Consider the following 16,088-nt stretch of genomic DNA (forward strand, 5'->3'; position numbering starts at 1 on the left):
TCCGCTTCCGCCCGCTCCCCCCCCCACGCCTACATTCTCCGGGCCCGCCCCGCCCCCCCCCCAATAATATAACACCCGGCCCGCCCCTAGGGACGCCCCCCCCCCCCCCCCCCCCCCCCCCCACCGCCCTCTCCGCGTACGTTCGTCCCGCTGCGAGCCGCCGGGACGACGGCGGCTCCCACACACGGGAGATCGGGGGTGCACGCGTGCGCATCGGACTGCTTACCGAGAGTGGCTATCCGTATGTCGGCGGTGACACCGGGCTCTGGTGCGACCGGCTCGTGCGCGGGCTCGGGCAGCACGAGTTCGACGTCTACGCGCTCAAGAGCGGCAGGCACCAGGAGGACGACGGCTGGGTGCCGCTCCCGCCGCAGGTCAGGCGGGTGCGCACCGCCCCGCTCTGGACGGCCGGGGACGAGGGTGCCACGCCGGGCCGCCGCGCCCGCAAGCGGTTCGCCGAGCACTACGGCGAGCTGCTCGGCGCGGTGTGCGCCCCGCCCGATGCCTCGCCGGAGGGCTCCTCCGCCGAAGTGGCGGACCGTTTCGGCAACGCGCTGTACAGCCTCGCCGAACTCGCCCGCGACACCGGCGCCCTGACCGGAGCGCTCCGCTCCGACCACGCCGTCAGCGCCCTGGAGCGCGCCTGCCGCGCCCCCGGCACGCCGCGCACGGCGCACGAGGCGCGCGTCCCCGACCTGCTGGCCGTCACCGACCACCTCGCCCGCGCCCTGCGCCCTCTCTCCCTCGACTGGTACGGAGACGCCGCCCTCGGCGCCGTCGACCTCTGCCACGCCACCTCCGGCGGCGCCGCCGCCCTGCCCGGCCTGCTCGCCCGGCACTTCTCCGGCGTCCCGCTGCTGGTCACCGAGTACGGCGTCCAACTCCGCGCCCACTACCTCGCGCTCGGCCCCGACACCGCCGCCCCCGCGGTACGCGCGCTCCTCGCCGCCTTCCACGGGCGGCTCGCCACCGAGGTCTACCGGCGTGCCGAGATCCTCACGCCCGGCAGCACCCACGCCCGCCGCTGGCAGGAGCGATGCGGCGCCGACCGCGCCCGCATCCGCACCGTCCATCCCGGCATGGACGCCGACCGCTTCGCCGAGGTCGGCGAGGCACCCGACCGCGCCGACGCCGACACGCTGGTCTGGGTCGGCCGGATCGAGCCCGCCCGCGACCTGGTCTCCCTGCTGCACGCCTTCGCCGAGGTCCGCAAGGAGGAGCCGCACGCGCGGCTGCGCATCGTGGGCGTACCCGTAGGGGCCGAGGGGGAGGCGTACCTCGCGCAGTGCCGGGCGCTGGCCGCCCAGCTCTTCCCGGACGAGGCGGAAGGGCTGCACGCCGTAGGGGACAACCCCGTGTCGTTCACCGAGGTGGGGGCGCCCGACGCGCCGACGCTGCCCGACGCGTACGCCGCCGGTGCCGTCGTCGTGCTGTCCAGCGTGGTCGAGGGGTTCCCGGTCAGCCTGGCCGAGGCCATGTTCTGCGGCCGGGCCACGGTGTCCACGGACGTGGGCGCGGTGGTCGAGGTCATCGGGGGCACCGGGCTCGTCGTACCGCCGCGCAATCCCCGGGCGCTCGGCGAGGCGTGCGTGGCGCTGCTGCGTGACCCCGAGCGCCGTGCGCGCCTGGGGGCGGCGGCGCGGGCCCGCGCGCTGGAGCTGTTCGGCGTCGAACAGAACATCACGGCATTTCACGGCATTTACCTGGAGATCATGTCGCACTGTCCGGTGCGGAGGGTCGTCGTCGACGACGCCGGTGAGCCCCTGCCGTTCGCCGTCCCCGCCGAGGCCCACGTACCCGGCCGCTGGACCGTCCCCACGGCCCGCACCCTCCTGCGCGGCCGGGGCTCACCGGCGCCGGTCCGCGCGACCGAGGGGGCGCGATGAGGGGCGTGGAGAGAACCGGGCCGGGGTCGGGGAACGGCACGGTGACGCCGGGGGCAGCCTCCGGTGCCGGCGGGACCCCGGAAGCCGAGGGCGACGCCCGGAGCAGTGCCCCCCGCAGGGGTGCCGTCGACCCCGTGAAGGCGCTGCTGCACCAGCACCGGGAGCTGTGCGAGCGGGCCGTGGACCCGCTGGAGATCGCGGCCGGACTGGAGTCGCACGGCTTCACCGACCGGTCCGCCGCCCGGTACCGGCACCGGGACGTGTTCTCGCTCGCCGAGGAGCTGTACGCGCGCGTGCCCCGCGACGCGGACCCGTCCCCCGAGCCCACGCCCGGCCCCGGCCCCCGTATCCGTACCGGGTGGGTACTGCTCACCCTGCTGCCCGGGGCGGTTGCCTCGGGCACCGTGGTGGGGCTGCGGCTCAGCCACGGCACCGCCCGCCCCCTGGTGGCGCTCGGCGGACTGCTCGCCGTGACCCTCGCCGTACGCGCCGCCCTCGGCCGGGGCCCCCTCGCGGCCCGCCCCGGCGCGGCCCCGCGGCCCTCCGCCCCCGTGTGGACCGTCTGCCTCCTCGGCTACGCCCTCCTCGGCGACGGCCTCCTGGACGCCGTGGTGAGCGGCGGCCCCGACGCCCTGCCCACCGGGGCCCCGGACGGCCCCTGGCCCGCCGCCGCCGCGCCCGTACTGGCCCTCGCGCTGGCCTGCGCCCCCGCCGCCTGGTGCGCCCACCTCCTCGACCTCGGCGCCCGCCGACGGCTCGCGGGCAGCCGGGGCCTGGAGGACTTCACCTCCGGCGCGCGACCCCTGCTGCTCGGCGTCCTCGCCCTCTACCTGGCAGCCCTGACCTGCCTCCTCGCACTGACCGGCGCCGTACTGGACGAGAACCCCGCCTACCCGCAGGCCCTCACCCTGGGCGCCCTGCTGTTCCTCGCCCGCCTTCTCACCGCCCACCGGCACCGCCACGCCCCGGCCGTGGTCCTGGGCGCGGCGGCGGCCGCCGAACTGGCCGCCCCGGCGCTGATCCTGAGCGGGCGCCTCCCCGGCTGCGGCTTCCTCGCCGTCCCGGTGACGACCCTGGTGGACCCCCTGGGGGCGCCCGCTGTCCCGGCCCTGAGCTGTGGCTGCGCGGCCCTGATTCTCCTGACCCACGCCCTGCGCACCCTCACCCGAGCCTCGGCCCACGCGCCTGTGGGAGGCCCGGAGTGAGGCTTCCCGCAGGCGTTCCCGGTGGTCCGCGCCATGCGCGCCACGCCCCCCACCCTCCCCCCACGGCACCGGCGCCCCACCGCCCCTATGTCCTCTCCCCCTTCATCCCTGAGAAGGAGAACACCAGATGACCACCTCCCGACACGGAGTCACCGCAGTGGCCGGGTCCGTGGGAGCAGCCGCGGCGCACCCCTCGGGAGCCGCTCTATGAGGGTTCTGCTGATCGGAGCCAACGGGTACATCGGCCGCTTCGTCGCCGACCGTCTCCTCGCCGACCCGGCCGTGCAGCTCACCGTGCTCGGCCGGGGCGACGACGCCGACGTCCGCTTCGACCTCGCCACCGGCAGCCCCGGCGCGCTCACGAGGTTCCTGGACGCCGTGCACCCCGGCGTCGTCGTCAACTGCGCCGGTGCGACCCGGGGCGGCGCCCGCGATCTCACCCGGCACAACACCGTCGCTGTGGCCACCGTCTGCGAGGCACTGCGCCGCAGCGGCTGCGGGGCCCGGCTGGTGCAGGTCGGCTGCGGCTCCGAGTACGGGCCCAGCCAGCCCGGCTCCTCCACGGCCGAGGACGCCGTACCCCGTCCGGGCGGCCCCTACGGGGTCAGCAAGCTCGCCGCGACCGAACTGGTCCTCGGCTCCGGCCTGGACGCCGTCGTGCTGCGCGTCTTCTCGCCCGCCGGACCCGGCACCCCGGCAGGGTCCCCCCTGGGGAGACTCGCGGAGGCCATGCGCCGCGCCATGCAGGCGGGCGACGGCGAACTCAAGCTCGCCGGGCTCGGCGTACAGCGCGACTTCGTCGACGTACGCGATGTCGCCCGCGCCGTGCACGCCGCCTCGCTCTCCGCCGCGCAGGGCGTCATCAACATCGGCTCCGGCCGTGCCGTGCGCCTGCGCGACGCCGCCACCGTCCTCGCCCGCGTCGCCGGGTACGGCGGTGCGCTCAACGAACTCGACGCCCCGCCGGGACCGTTGCGCGGCCCGATCGGGCATCCGCGCGGCGACCTGGACCACGCGGTGCCGGTCGCGTACCCCTACCCGGACGGCTGCGGCAGCTGGCAGCAGGCCGACGTGCGCACCGCCCGCGACCGGCTCGGCTGGCGCCCCCGGATCAACCTGGAGGAGTCCCTCGCGGACATCTGGATGGAGGCGGCGTGCCGCATCTGACCAGCGCCCCCGAGCAGCCCGCCGCCATCGCCGTACGCACCGCGATCGGCGTACCCGACTACGCGCACCCGCTGACCGCGCCCGCCCAGTGGTCCGAACTGGCCCGCCCCGGAACGCCGTTGGACTGGGTGGTGCTCAACGTCGCGGCCGGGCCCGGCGCCCGCCCCGACCCGCACTGCCTGGAGGCGGCGGGCCGGCTGCGCAACGGCGGCGTCCGCGTCCTGGGCCATCTGGACCTCGCCCACGGCATCCGCCCCTTCGCCGACCTGGTCTCCGACGCGCACCGCCACCTCGACTGGTACCGCGTCGACGGCTTCCTGCTGGAGCGGTGCCCCGGCGACCGGACGGCGCTCCCCGAGGTCCGCCGCGTGATCGGCATGCTCCGCGCGCTCGCCGGGGACACCCACATCGTCCTGGGCCACGGCGGCCACCCCTGTCCGGGGTACGCGGAGAACGCCGACCAGCTGGTGACCTTCCGGGGCTCCTGGTCCGACTACCGCTGGTCGCAGGTGGCCGAGTGGACCGCCGACTATCCGTCCGACCGTTTCTGCCACTTCGTGCACGGGGTGCCGCGCGGCCATCTGGAGGAGGCGCTGCGCATCGCCCGCTGGCAGGGCGCCGGGACGATCTACTTCACCGACCGCACGGACCGCGGCGGCCGGGCCAACCCGTGGGAGACCATGCCCGGCCACTGGGACGAATTCGTCTCGCTGGTCGGAACGGGTGTCTCGGAATGAAGAAGGCCGTGGCAGTGTTACGGGGAGAACAACCCGTAGTGATCGACCGACCAACGGAGTCCCCGTGTCGCTGCCACCCCTGGTCGAGCCCGCTTCCGAGCTCACCGTAGACGAGGTCCGCCGGTACTCCCGCCACCTGATCATCCCGGACGTGGGGATGGAAGGGCAGAAGCGGCTGAAGAACGCCAAGGTGCTCTGCGTGGGCGCCGGCGGCCTGGGTTCGCCCGCGCTGATGTACCTCGCGGCGGCCGGTGTCGGCACGCTCGGCATCGTGGAGTTCGACGAGGTCGACGAGTCCAACCTCCAGCGGCAGATCATCCACAGCCAGGCGGACATCGGCCGCTCGAAGGCGGAGTCCGCGCGGGACACGGTCAAGGGCATCAACCCGTACGTGGACGTGGTCCTTCACGCGGAACGGCTCGAGGCCGAGAACGTGATGGACATCTTCAGCCAGTACGACCTGATCGTCGACGGCACGGACAACTTCGCCACGCGCTACCTGGTCAACGACGCGTGCGTGCTGCTGAACAAGCCGTATGTCTGGGGCTCGATCTACCGCTTCGACGGCCAGGCGTCCGTCTTCTGGTCCGAGCACGGCCCCTGCTACCGCTGCCTCTACCCGGAGCCCCCGCCGCCCGGCATGGTCCCCTCCTGCGCCGAGGGCGGCGTGCTCGGCGTGCTGTGCGCGTCCATCGGCTCGATCCAGGTCAACGAGGCGATCAAGCTGCTCGTCGGCATCGGCGACCCGCTGGTCGGCCGCCTGATGATCTACGACGCCCTGGAGATGCAGTACCGCCAGGTCAAGGTCCGCAAGGACCCCGACTGCGCGGTGTGCGGCGAGAACCCGACGGTCACGGAACTCATCGACTACGAGGCGTTCTGCGGTGTCGTCTCCGAGGAGGCCCAGGAGGCCGCGGCCGGCTCCACGATCACTCCCAAGCAGCTCAAGGAGTGGATCGACGACGGCGAGAACATCGAGATCATCGACGTCCGCGAGCCGAACGAGTACGAGATCGTCTCCATCCCCGGCGCCAAGCTGATCCCCAAGAACGAGTTCCTCATGGGCACCGCTCTGGAGTCCCTCCCGCACGACAGGCGCATCGTCCTGCACTGCAAGACGGGCGTCCGCAGTGCGGAGGTCCTGGCCGTCCTGAAGTCGGCGGGCTTCGCGGACGCGGTCCACGTGGGCGGCGGCGTGATCGGCTGGGTCAACCAGATCGAGCCGAGCAAGCCGGTGTACTGACACTTTCCTGCGGCGAAGGCCCGCGTCCCCTGATCACACGGGGGCGTGGGCCTTCGCCGTCCCTGCCATCCGCTGCGCGAGGGGCCGGTGTCGACCTTCGAGTTGGTCGAGGCCCGATGATGGCGCGGTGCCGGAACCGCACACGGAGGGCCGCAGGATGAACGACTGGACTCCAGAGGTCGTCAGGGTGCTGGAGGCGTCGGGGTGGGCACCTGGGCGAAGGGTGGACACAGGTTGCTGGCGATCCATGTTCGAACCCGTCGGCCTTGTCATGCATGGCGCCGCGGAAGCCTTCCTGCGAGAGTTCGGCGGGCTGACCATGAACGTCAGCGGGCCGGGAATCACCTGTGCCCGCACACCGTTCGAGCTGGACCCGGAGCTGGCCGGGGGCGAGGAGGACCGGTTCCTTGAGTGGAGCGAGTCCATCGGGCGCCGCCTCTTCCCAGTCGGCGAGCTCGATCACGGACGGTTCTTCCTGGCCATCGACGAGGTCGATGAGATCTACCTCGTCGAGACCTGGATAGCCTCCTTCGGCCCCGCCCCCCAAGCCCTGGAAAACCTCGTCCTCGGCGTGGCCCCGCGCCGGATCGAGGTGCGGTAGGGACTGCCGGGCAGGCGCCTGTTTGCGCCTCGCCGGGGATGGGCAGCCCTGGACCGGGCTGTCGGGGGAGTGGGGGGAGCCGCGGGTGGACGGTGAGGGTGCGTCGGTCGTCATTTCGGTGGCCGCTGTGGTCATCAGTGTGCTGTCGCTCTATGTGGCCCGGCGGAAGGACCGCAGAGACGCCCTGCTCAAGCTGCACGAGTGGCTGATCAGTCCTGAGCTGCAGCAGGGCAGGCGGACTGTGTTCCTGATGCAGGAGCGGGGGGTGCGGGTGGAGGAGTTGAGCGGGGAGGAGTACGCCGTCGTCAATCGGGCGCTCGCCGCCTTCGACGTCGTTGGCCTCTACTGCCACAAGGGGTACGTGGGCGAGAAGGACGTCCTCGAACTGTGGGCGGTGCCGCTGGTCAGGCTGAAGCACGCCGGCGGGACGTTCCTGGAGTACCGGGATTCGCAGGTGGCGGGAATGCCGACCTGGCCGCGCTTCCGGCGGCTGGCCGACCACGCCGAGGCGTATCTGCGGGCGCGGGGTGTCGATGTCGCCCGGCTCACCGGGCCCACGCCGGCCGTGCCGGAGAGTCGTACCGAACCGTCGTAGGCCACCCGTCAGGTGCACACCGTGTTCGGCTCAGGGGTCCTGCCCGTCAACAGGTAGTCGTTGACCGCCTTCTGGACGCACCTGTTCTTGCTGTCGTACGCGCCGTGCCCCTGGCCCTTGTAGGTGAGTTCTACGGCGACTCCCTTGCCGAGGGCGTCGGCCATCGCGCGGGCGCCTTCGTACGGGGTCGCCGGGTCGCCGGTGTTGCCGACGACCAGGATCGGGGCGGAGCCGGGGGCGTGGACGTCGGGATGGTCGGCGGCGCCGGGGACGGCCCAGTCGGTGCAGCCGGCCATGCCCCAGGCGAGGTAGTCCCCGAACACGGGGGAGGCGTCGCGGAAGTCGGGGAGCTTGGACTGGATGTAGGCCGGGTCGTAACGAGGCTTCTCGTCCGAGCAGTTGATGGCGATGTTGGCCGCGGTGATGTTGCTGTACCCGCCGTCCTCCCCGCGCCCGTTCATCGAGTCGGACAGCACCATCAGCACCCTGCCGTCACCGTCGTACGCCTGCTCCAGCCCCTCGGTGAGGTACTCCCAGAAGTCCTTGGAGTACAGCGACTGCGCGATGCCGTTGGTCGCCGCCGTCTGGGTCAGCCGGCGCGGGGAGATGCCGGGGATGGGTTTCTTCTCCAGATCCTTCAGAAGCCCCGCGATACGTTTCTTCACGTCCTCGGGGGTGTCCCCGATGGGGCAGTCCTCGGCCTTGGACGTGCAGTCCTCGGCGAAGTTGTCCAGCGCGAGCTGGAACCCGCGCGCCTGGCTCAGCGCCCCCTGCTCCGGGGTCTGGGTGGGGTCAACGACCGCGTCGAAGACGGCCCTCCCCACATGTCCGGGGAACAAGTGCGCGTAGACACCGCCGAGTTCGGTGCCGTAGGAGATGCCGAAGTAGTGCAGCTTGGCGTCACCGAGCACCTGGCGCATCAGGTCCATGTCGCGGGCCGCGTCCGTGGTGCGCACATGGGGCAGGATCTTCTTGGACCGTTGCTCGCACGCGTCGTTGAACTTCTCGGTGCGGGAGATGAGTTGCTTCTGCTCGGCGGTGTCCTCGGGCGTCGCGTCCTGCTGGAAGTACGTGTCGAGCTGGGAGTCGCTCTCACAGAGCACCGGCGCGCTGCGGCCCACCCCGCGCGGGTCGAAGCTGACCAGGTCGTACCGGGTGCGCAGAGCCGCGTAGTCCTCGCCGAACGCGGGCAGCGTCGTGACACCGCTGCCGCCGGGGCCGCCGAAGTTGAATACCAGCGAGCCGATCCGGTCCTTCGCCGGGCCGTCCGCCTTGGCGCGGATCAGGGCGATGCCGATGGTGTCGCCCTTGGGCTCGCCCCAGTTCAGCGGCGCCTTCATGGTCGCGCACTGCCACTTCGTGCCACCGGGCAGCGGCGACGGGGCCGGGCCGCCGCCCTCCGCCTCGGACGGGGCCGGACAGTCCTCCCACTCCAGCTTCTGCTTCGTCAGATCCCCGTGCCCCGACCCGCCGCCGCAGCCGGCCAGCAGGGCGGCCACGAGCACGGCACCGGTCGTCAGGGCGGCGGCACGCGGCCGGGAAGGGTTCGGCATACAGCCATCCTCACGGCGCATCCGCCACTCCGCGCGGGGCACGGTCCGTAAGGAGTACGGGAGCGCCGACCCGTAGGGGATGCCCTGGCAGCCGGCCGACCCGCACAGCGCCCCCTAGGGGTCACCCCACCCCTACAGGGCTCCCTTACGGGTCAGATGGTTGAACGCCAGCCACCCCGGCAGCACCGGCAGCCACAGCGTCAGCAGCCGGAACAGCAGCACCGCCGGAGCCGCCACCTCCTTGGGCAGCCCGACCGCGATCAGACCCACGGTGAGCGTCGCCTCGACGGCGCCGACCCCGCCCGGGGTCGGCGCGGCGGAGCCGAGCGCGTTGCCCGCGAGGAAGACGACCGCGACGCTGGCGATGCTGATGTGCGCCGACTCGTCGCCGAACGCCCGGATCGAGGCGTCCAGGCACATCACGAAGCACCCGGTGAGCAGCAGCATGCCGCCGATGCCGGTGACCAGCTTCTGCGGCCGCTGGAGCACGTCCAGCATGCGCGGCACCACCCCGGCGAACAGCGACCGCACGCGCGTGACGACGAACTTCCGCAGCAGCGGCACCGACGTCACCACGAGCACCAGCACCGCGACCGTCAGCAGACCGGCGATGACCGTCCGGGACGGCGACAGCGATGGCGTCTTCTCGGTGCCGGTGAGGTAGCCGAAGGACAGCAGCATCAGGATGTGGCAGCCAAGACCGAACAGCTGGGACGCGCCCACACTCGCCACCGCGAGCCCCGGCCGCACCCCCTGTCGCTGGAGGAACCGCGTGTTCAGCGCGACACCGCCGACCGCCGCCGGAGCGACGATCTTCACGAAGGAACCGGCGACCTGAGCCGCCACCGTCCGCACGAACGGCACCCGCTCCGGCACGAACCCGAGGAGCGCCATCGCGGCGGCCACATAGCTGAGCGCGGAGAACGCCACCGCAGCCGCCACCCAGCCCCACTGGGCCTGCGCGAACAGCTTGCCGAACTCGATGTGGGTGAGCTGGGTGAGCAGGAAGTACGCGCCGATCGCGCCCGCGATGAAGCTGATCAGGGTGCGGGGCCGGATGCGCTCCAGCCGGGCCGGCTCCACCGGGGCCTGCGGCCTGATCCGCAGCACCTGGTGCCGGATCTGGGTGAGCAGGTCCTCCTCGCGGGCCTCGTCGATCGCCTCGTCGATGGCCCGCTTCTCGGCTCGCTGCTCGGCGCGGACGGTCTTCTTGTCGGGCTTCTCCGGAAGGGCCGCGCCCTCCTCGGAGGCGGCCTCCAGCCGGGCCTGCTTGGCCAGCCGGGACGACTCCAGCACCGCCTCCCGCTCCCGCTCGGCGCGCTCGCGGCCCAGCTTGCGCAGGGTGGCGCGGGTGGAGCGGGTCAGCGCGATGGGCTGGAGCATCGGCAGGCAGTTGGCCACCGCGTCCGGGCCGAGCACCGCGACCGCCGACGCCACGGCCCGCTCGGCGCCCACCCGCAGGCCGAGCGTGGTGAGCATCTGGGCCACGTCCATGCGTAGCAGCAGATCGCCCGCCGCGATCTCACCGCCGCGCAGCTCGGCGAGGATCACCTTGCCGGAACGATCCACCAGTACGGCGTCACCCGCGAGCCTGCGGTGCGCGATGCGCCGGGACTGCAGGGCCCGCACCTGGTGCCAGACCTTGTGCAGCAGCTCGTCGGTGATCTCGTCGTCGGCCAGCGAGTCCAGGGTGCGGCCGCCGGTGTGCTCGTAGACCAGCATGACCGCGTCCGGGCCCAGCTCGGAGGTGGCGATCAGCTTGGGCGCGTTGGCGCCGGCCGCGATGGCGGCGTACGCGAGCAGCGCCTCCTGCTCCAGGGCCTGCCGCAGCGACTGGAGGCTGGAGCGGGTGGCGAAGCCGCGCAGGGTGAGGTTGCGCCAGGCGCGGTAGAAGAAGCCCTGGGCCTGCTGTTCCCGGTCGACGACGGTCACGTCGAGCGGTGGGCCGTCCTCCAGGGTGACGAAGTAGCGCCGCCCCCGGTCGCCGTTCTCCGCGTCGGGGCCCTCTTCGCGGACCGCGCTGACCGGGTGGAAGCCGACGTGGCGCAGGCCCGCCATCAGGGTGCGGCCGGTGGGGCGGACGTTGGGGGAGCCGACGGCGTACAGGGTGCCGTAGGCGATGGTCCAGCCGATCAGCACCGTCAGGATGATGGCGAACGGGGTGGTGTAGCCGGTGACCAGCATGGAGAACGCGTCGAGCAGCAGCACGATCCACAGCACCGCGCGCCAGCGGGGTCTGCGGGACATGCCGACGGCCGTCATATAGGCGATGACGGGCGCGAGGTAGCCGTGTACCGGGTCGGTCAGGGCATGGACGTCGCCGGGGGCGGGCTGGGTCAGCGCCTCCTGGATGGAGCCGGGGGCGGCGCGGGCGACCCAGAGGTCCGTGGCGAGGGTGACCCCGTGCGCGAGGACCGCCGCGAGCACACCGTCCGCGATCCGCAGCCCGTCGCGTTTGATCAGCCGCTCGATGGCGAACGCGACCGGGACCAGCAGGATGGCGATGCTGGACGCCAGCCCCGCGATCTTGATCAGCAGGTCGGGCGCCTGGCCGGTGCCCTTGTTGATGTCCTGTTCGAGCCCCGAGGTGGTGCCGTGCGCGAACGCGGCGATGGCGAGCAGCAGGGCGATCGCCAGCACGCCCACCAGCAGCCGCATGAGGTCGGAGGGGCGGTGCACGCGCGCGGGGAGGAGCGGTTCGTCGCCCTCGACCTCCTCGGGGTGGAGGACGTCGTCGCCGGGGCGCCCGGAGGCGTGCGCCCGCGCGGGCAGGCCGCTCCCCTTGGTGGCGTCCGGTTCGTTCCGGTCGCCCTCACGCGCGCGCGTGACGTCGTCCCCGGAAGGTCCGCCGGGGCCGTCGGTGGCTTCGCGGGAGGCGCCGGGGCGCGCGGACGCGCCAGGGGTGCCCTCCGCGTCGTCGGGGTGCACACCCTGCTGTTTCATGATCTCTTCTTGGTCTCGTATCACCGGTCACCGCCCGCACGATGGTGGCACGACTGAGGGGCGCGAGGGGGCATCAGGGTGCGGATGGGGGTGCGAAAAGTGCGTTTGGGCGGACTGCCGGCCCGTCCGGACGCCCCTGGCCGGCCTCGTCCCATTGTCGTAGGCGTACGGCAGGATGGGGTGGATGAGCGAGCAGAGCCCTGCCGAGGAGGGGCGCGCGGACGCGCTTCCGGAGTACGCCGAGCGCGTGCTCGACGTGGCCGAGCGGATTCCGCCGGGCCGGGTCATGACCTACGGGGACGTCGCGGAATGGCTGGAGGAGGGCGGGCCGCGCCAGGTGGGCCGGGTGATGGCGCTGTACGGGGGCGCGGTGCCGTGGTGGCGCGTGGTGCGGGCCGACGGTGCGCTGCTGCCCGGCCATGAGCTGCGTGCCCTGGACCACTACCGCGCCGAGGGCACCCCGCTGAAGCAGGCGTCCCGCAGCGCCGAGGGGCATCTGCCGCGCCTCGACATGAGACGGGCCCGCTGGGACGGCGCCACGCAGAACCACAGCTGAGGGCCTCCGGCAAGGTTTGCGGCTCAGGTCCGCTCGTACGGGGGACATCGGGCACGTCCGCGACATGACGTACGTTCGTTGGGACGGGTCGCCCCCGAGGCGCCCGCCTTTGTACGCCCTTACGACCACCCCGCACCACCACCAGGACCGGCGAACCCACGTGAGCACCACCTCCTCCACCGGACGCCTGTCGCACCCCCAGGGTCGGCAGGCGCCTCGTGGTGCCTACCGGCTGCTCCGCACCCCGCCCGCACAGACACCTCAGCCCCGGCCGGACGCCGCCCAGCGCGCGGTGATCGAGCACGAGAGCGGCCCGCTGCTCGTCCTCGCCGGGCCCGGCACCGGCAAGACGACCACCCTGGTGGAGTCCGTCGCCGCGCGCGTCGCCCGAGGCGCCGACCCCGAGCGCATCCTGGTGCTGACCTTCAGCCGCAAGGCCGCCGTCGAGCTGCGCGACCGGATGGCCCGGCGCATGGGCGCCGCCCGCGCGCCCCGCGCCACCACCTTCCACTCCTACTGCTACGCCCTGGTCCGCGCCCACCAGGACAGCGACCGCTTCGCCCAGCCACTGCGCCTGCTCTCCGGCCCCGAGCAGGACGTCACCGTGCGCGAGCTGCTCGCCGGGCAGCCCGAGCTGGAGCGGCTCGGGCTCACGCATGTGCGCTGGCCCGACGACCTGCGCGCCTGCCTGACCACGCGCGGCTTCGCCGACGAGGTCCGCGCGGTCCTCGCGCGCAGCCGCGAGCTGGGGCTCGCGCCCGGCGCGCTGGACGCCTTCGCGCGCCGCATCGGCCGCCCCGACTGGCGCGCGGCGGCCGCGTTCCTCGCCGAGTACCTGGACGTGATCGACCTCCAGGGCGTCATCGACTACGCCGAACTCGTCCACCGCGCGGTGCTCCTCGCCCACCGCCCCGAGGTCGCCGAGCGCCTCGCCGCGTCCTACGACGCCGTGTACGTCGACGAGTACCAGGACACCGACCCCGCGCAGGTACGGCTGCTGCACGCGCTGGCCGGGGGCGGCCGCACCCTGGTCGCCCTCGGCGACCCCGACCAGTCGATCTACACCTTCCGGGGCGCCGACGTGAACGGCATCCTCGACTTCCCGGCCGCCTTCCCGCGCGCGGACGGCACCCCCGCCCCCGTCGAGGTGCTGCGCACCTCCCGCCGCTCCGGGGCCGTCCTGCTGGCCGCGACCCGCCGCATCACACAGCGCATGCCGCTGTCCCAGCTCCCCGCCGAGAAGCTGCGCGTCCACCGGGAGCCCACGGCCGTCCGTGACGGTGGCCAGGTGGAGGTGTACACCTACCCGACCTCCGGCACCGAGCTGGACAACATCGCCGACATCCTGCGTCGTGCCCACCTCGAGGACGGCATCCCGTGGAACGACATGGCGGTCCTCGTCCGCGCGGGCTCCCACAGCATCCCGACCCTGCGCCGCGCCCTGACGGCGGCGGGCGTCCCCCTGGACATCGACGGCGACGACCTCCCGCTGCGCCACGAACCGGCGGTCGCCCCGCTGCTCACGGCGCTGCGGGCGGTGGCACTGGCGGAGACGGGAGCTGCCGACGGTTCTCCGCCGCAGGAACAACCCTCGGAGACCGAGCCCTCGGAGGAGCCCTCTGAGACCGAGCCGTCGGAGGCCCCCGCCCCCTGGCTGGACGCCGAGACCGCCATAACCCTTCTCTCCTCACCCCTCGGCGGCATGGACGCCGCCGATCTGCGCCGGCTCGGCCGGGCCCTGCGGGAGGAGGAGCGGGCCGCGGGCCAGGCCCTGCCCGCGCCGTCCGACGTGCTGCTCGCACGGGCGCTCGCGGAGCCCGAGCGGCTCGTCGCGCACGATCCGGCGTACGCGCGCGGAGCGCAGCGGCTGGGCGCGCTGCTGCGGAAGGCGCGTGTGTGCCTGGCCGAGGGCGGCACCGCCGAGGAGGCGCTGTGGGCGCTGTGGAACGGCACGCCCTGGCCCAGCAGGCTGGAGCGGTCCGCGCGGCGCGGGGGCGCGGCGGGCCGTAACGCCGACCGGGACCTGGACGCCGTCTGCGCGCTGTTCGCCACGGCCGCCCGCGCGGAGGAGCGCACCGGCGGACGCGGCGCGCTGAACTTCCTGGAGGAGATCGACGCCGAGGACATCGCCGCCGACACCCTCACCCGCCGCGCGGTGCGCCCCGACGCCGTACGCCTGATGACCGCGCACCGCTCCAAGGGGCTGGAATGGCGGCTGGTCGTCGTCGCGGGCGTGCAGGAGGGGCTCTGGCCCGACCTGCGCCGCCGGGGCTCCCTGCTGGAGGCCGACCGGATCGGCCGCGACGGCCTTGCCGAGCCGCTGACCCCGGGCGCCCTGCTCGCGGAGGAGCGCAGGCTGTTCTACGTGGCCGCCACGCGCGCGCGGGACCGTCTCGTCGTCACCGCCGTGAAGGCGCCGGCCGACGACGGCGACCAGCCGTCCCGTTTCCTGACCGAGCTGGGCGTCGAACCCCGCGACGTCACCGGCCGTCCGCGCCGCCCGCTCGCGGTCGCCGCGCTCGTCGCCGAACTACGCGCCACCACCGTCGACCCGAACGTCTCGGACGGCCTGCGGGACGCGGCCGCGCGCCGGCTGGCCCGGCTCGCCGCGCTCGCCGACGAGGACGGCCGCCCGCTGGTGCCCGCCGCGCACCCCGACCGCTGGTGGGGGATGTACGAGCCGACCGCGAGCAAGGTGCCGCTGCGCGACCGCGATCAGCCCGTGGTGCTCTCCGGCAGCGCGCTGGACCAGCTCGCCAACACCTGCGCCCTCCAGTGGTTCCTGGGCCGCGAGGTGAAGGCCGACGCGCCCGCCACGGCCGCCCAGGGCTTCGGCAACGTCGTCCACGTCCTGGCCGACGAGGTGGCTTCCGGCCGTACCCCCGCCGACCTCGACGTCCTGATGGAACGCCTGGACTCGGTGTGGAACGCGCTCGCCTTCGACGCGCCCTGGAAGTCCGCCCAGGAGAAGGAGACCGCCCGCGCGGCGCTCGAACGCTTCCTGAACTGGCACGTCCTGGACCGCGCCACCCGCACGCCCATAGCCAGCGAGCGGGACTTCGACGTGACCCTGGAGGCGGGCGAGTACCAGGTCCGCATCCGGGGCCAGATGGACCGCGTCGAGACGGACGGCGACGGCCGGGCCTACGTCGTGGACTTCAAGACCGGCAAGAACACCCCCACCGCCGCCGAGGTGGACCGCCACCCCCAGCTCGCCGTCTACCAGCTCGCCGTGGCCGAGGGCGCGGTGGACGACGCCTTCGACGGCGCCCGCCCGGAGCCCGGCGGCGCCGAACTCGTCCAGCTCAGACAGGGCGCGGCGAAGAAGGACGGCGGCGAGAGCCTGCCCAAGGTGCAGGCCCAGGAGCCGCTCGCCGGGGAGTGGGTCGGGGACCTGCTGGCCACCGCCGCCGGAAAGGTGCTGGACGAACGGTTCACCCCCACCACCGGCCAGCACTGCACCCACTGCTCCTTCCGCGCCTCGTGCAGCGCCCGCCCCGAGGGACGGCAGGTCGTGGAGTGACGTACGGCACCACCGCACCCCGCTGACCTGGGCTTTCCACAGCACCGGCGCCCACTTGTCGGCGGTCGCCGCTAGCCTT

11 protein-coding genes are annotated in these 16,088 nt (G+C 73.5%); 9 read left to right on the forward strand and 2 right to left on the reverse strand.

What is annotated here, in order from left to right; all coding sequences use genetic code 11:
* Positions 1 to 206 precede the first annotated feature (206 nt).
* From ACIGA3_RS26925 to ACIGA3_RS26955, 7 genes are all read left to right on the forward strand, one after another.
* Positions 207 to 1,886 (forward strand): DUF3492 domain-containing protein, encoded by a 1,680-nt coding sequence (locus ACIGA3_RS26925; RefSeq protein WP_399720520.1) that lies wholly within the window; start codon positions 207 to 209, stop codon positions 1,884 to 1,886.
* 134 nt (positions 1,887 to 2,020) lie between these two features.
* Entirely contained in the window at positions 2,021 to 3,091 is a 1,071-nt protein-coding gene (locus ACIGA3_RS26930) for a hypothetical protein (RefSeq protein WP_399720940.1), read from the forward strand.
* A gap of 207 nt (positions 3,092 to 3,298) precedes the next feature.
* A complete protein-coding gene (locus ACIGA3_RS26935; RefSeq protein WP_399720523.1) occupies positions 3,299 to 4,258 on the forward strand; it encodes an NAD-dependent epimerase/dehydratase family protein in 960 nt (319 codons plus the stop codon).
* Positions 4,246 to 4,995, forward strand: a complete 750-nt coding sequence (locus ACIGA3_RS26940; RefSeq protein ID WP_399720525.1) for a spherulation-specific family 4 protein — start codon at positions 4,246 to 4,248, stop codon at positions 4,993 to 4,995. The genes ACIGA3_RS26935 and ACIGA3_RS26940 overlap by 13 nt, the downstream gene beginning before the upstream one ends.
* A gap of 64 nt (positions 4,996 to 5,059) precedes the next feature.
* A complete protein-coding gene (gene moeZ / locus ACIGA3_RS26945) occupies positions 5,060 to 6,238 on the forward strand; it encodes an adenylyltransferase/sulfurtransferase MoeZ (protein WP_399720527.1) in 1,179 nt (392 codons plus the stop codon).
* Between the two features lie 157 nt (positions 6,239 to 6,395).
* On the forward strand, positions 6,396 to 6,839 hold the full coding sequence (locus ACIGA3_RS26950) for an SUKH-3 domain-containing protein (RefSeq protein ID WP_399720530.1): 444 nt from the start codon (positions 6,396 to 6,398) through the stop codon (positions 6,837 to 6,839).
* 85 nt (positions 6,840 to 6,924) lie between these two features.
* Complete coding sequence (locus tag ACIGA3_RS26955) at positions 6,925 to 7,434, forward strand: hypothetical protein (protein ID WP_399720532.1); 510 nt, start codon at positions 6,925 to 6,927, stop codon at positions 7,432 to 7,434.
* 8 nt (positions 7,435 to 7,442) lie between these two features.
* Here ACIGA3_RS26955 and ACIGA3_RS26960 read toward each other — a convergent pair whose 3' ends face one another.
* Together ACIGA3_RS26960 and ACIGA3_RS26965 are read right to left on the reverse strand one after the other, a co-directional pair.
* A complete protein-coding gene (locus ACIGA3_RS26960) occupies positions 7,443 to 8,987 on the reverse strand; it encodes an alpha/beta hydrolase (protein ID WP_399720535.1) in 1,545 nt (514 codons plus the stop codon).
* A gap of 132 nt (positions 8,988 to 9,119) precedes the next feature.
* Complete coding sequence (locus tag ACIGA3_RS26965; RefSeq protein WP_399720537.1) at positions 9,120 to 11,930, reverse strand: YbhN family protein; 2,811 nt, start codon at positions 11,928 to 11,930, stop codon at positions 9,120 to 9,122.
* 184 nt (positions 11,931 to 12,114) lie between these two features.
* On the opposite strand from ACIGA3_RS26965, the gene ACIGA3_RS26970 reads away from it, so the two are divergent.
* Both ACIGA3_RS26970 and ACIGA3_RS26975 read left to right on the forward strand, forming a co-directional pair.
* Positions 12,115 to 12,486: an MGMT family protein gene (locus tag ACIGA3_RS26970; RefSeq protein WP_399720539.1), complete on the forward strand. Its 372-nt coding sequence runs from the start codon at positions 12,115 to 12,117 to the stop codon at positions 12,484 to 12,486.
* Positions 12,487 to 12,646: 160 nt separating this feature from the next.
* On the forward strand, positions 12,647 to 16,009 hold the full coding sequence (locus tag ACIGA3_RS26975; RefSeq protein ID WP_399720542.1) for an ATP-dependent helicase: 3,363 nt from the start codon (positions 12,647 to 12,649) through the stop codon (positions 16,007 to 16,009).
* Positions 16,010 to 16,088 lie beyond the last annotated feature (79 nt).

The organism is Streptomyces sp. NPDC085596, from assembly GCF_044541565.1.
Taxonomy (GTDB): domain Bacteria; phylum Actinomycetota; class Actinomycetes; order Streptomycetales; family Streptomycetaceae; genus Streptomyces.

Excerpts from the sequence above, each read along its gene's own strand:
- ACIGA3_RS26960 (WP_399720535.1), bottom strand. The coding sequence starts at position 8,987 with ATGCCGAACCCTTCCCGGCCGCGTGCCGCCGCCCTGACGACCGGTGCC.
- ACIGA3_RS26935 (WP_399720523.1), top strand. The coding sequence starts at position 3,299 with ATGAGGGTTCTGCTGATCGGAGCCAACGGGTACATCGGCCGCTTCGTC.
- ACIGA3_RS26950 (WP_399720530.1), top strand. The coding sequence starts at position 6,396 with ATGAACGACTGGACTCCAGAGGTCGTCAGGGTGCTGGAGGCGTCGGGG.
- ACIGA3_RS26970 (WP_399720539.1), top strand. The coding sequence starts at position 12,115 with ATGAGCGAGCAGAGCCCTGCCGAGGAGGGGCGCGCGGACGCGCTTCCG.
- ACIGA3_RS26965 (WP_399720537.1), bottom strand. The coding sequence starts at position 11,930 with ATGAAACAGCAGGGTGTGCACCCCGACGACGCGGAGGGCACCCCTGGC.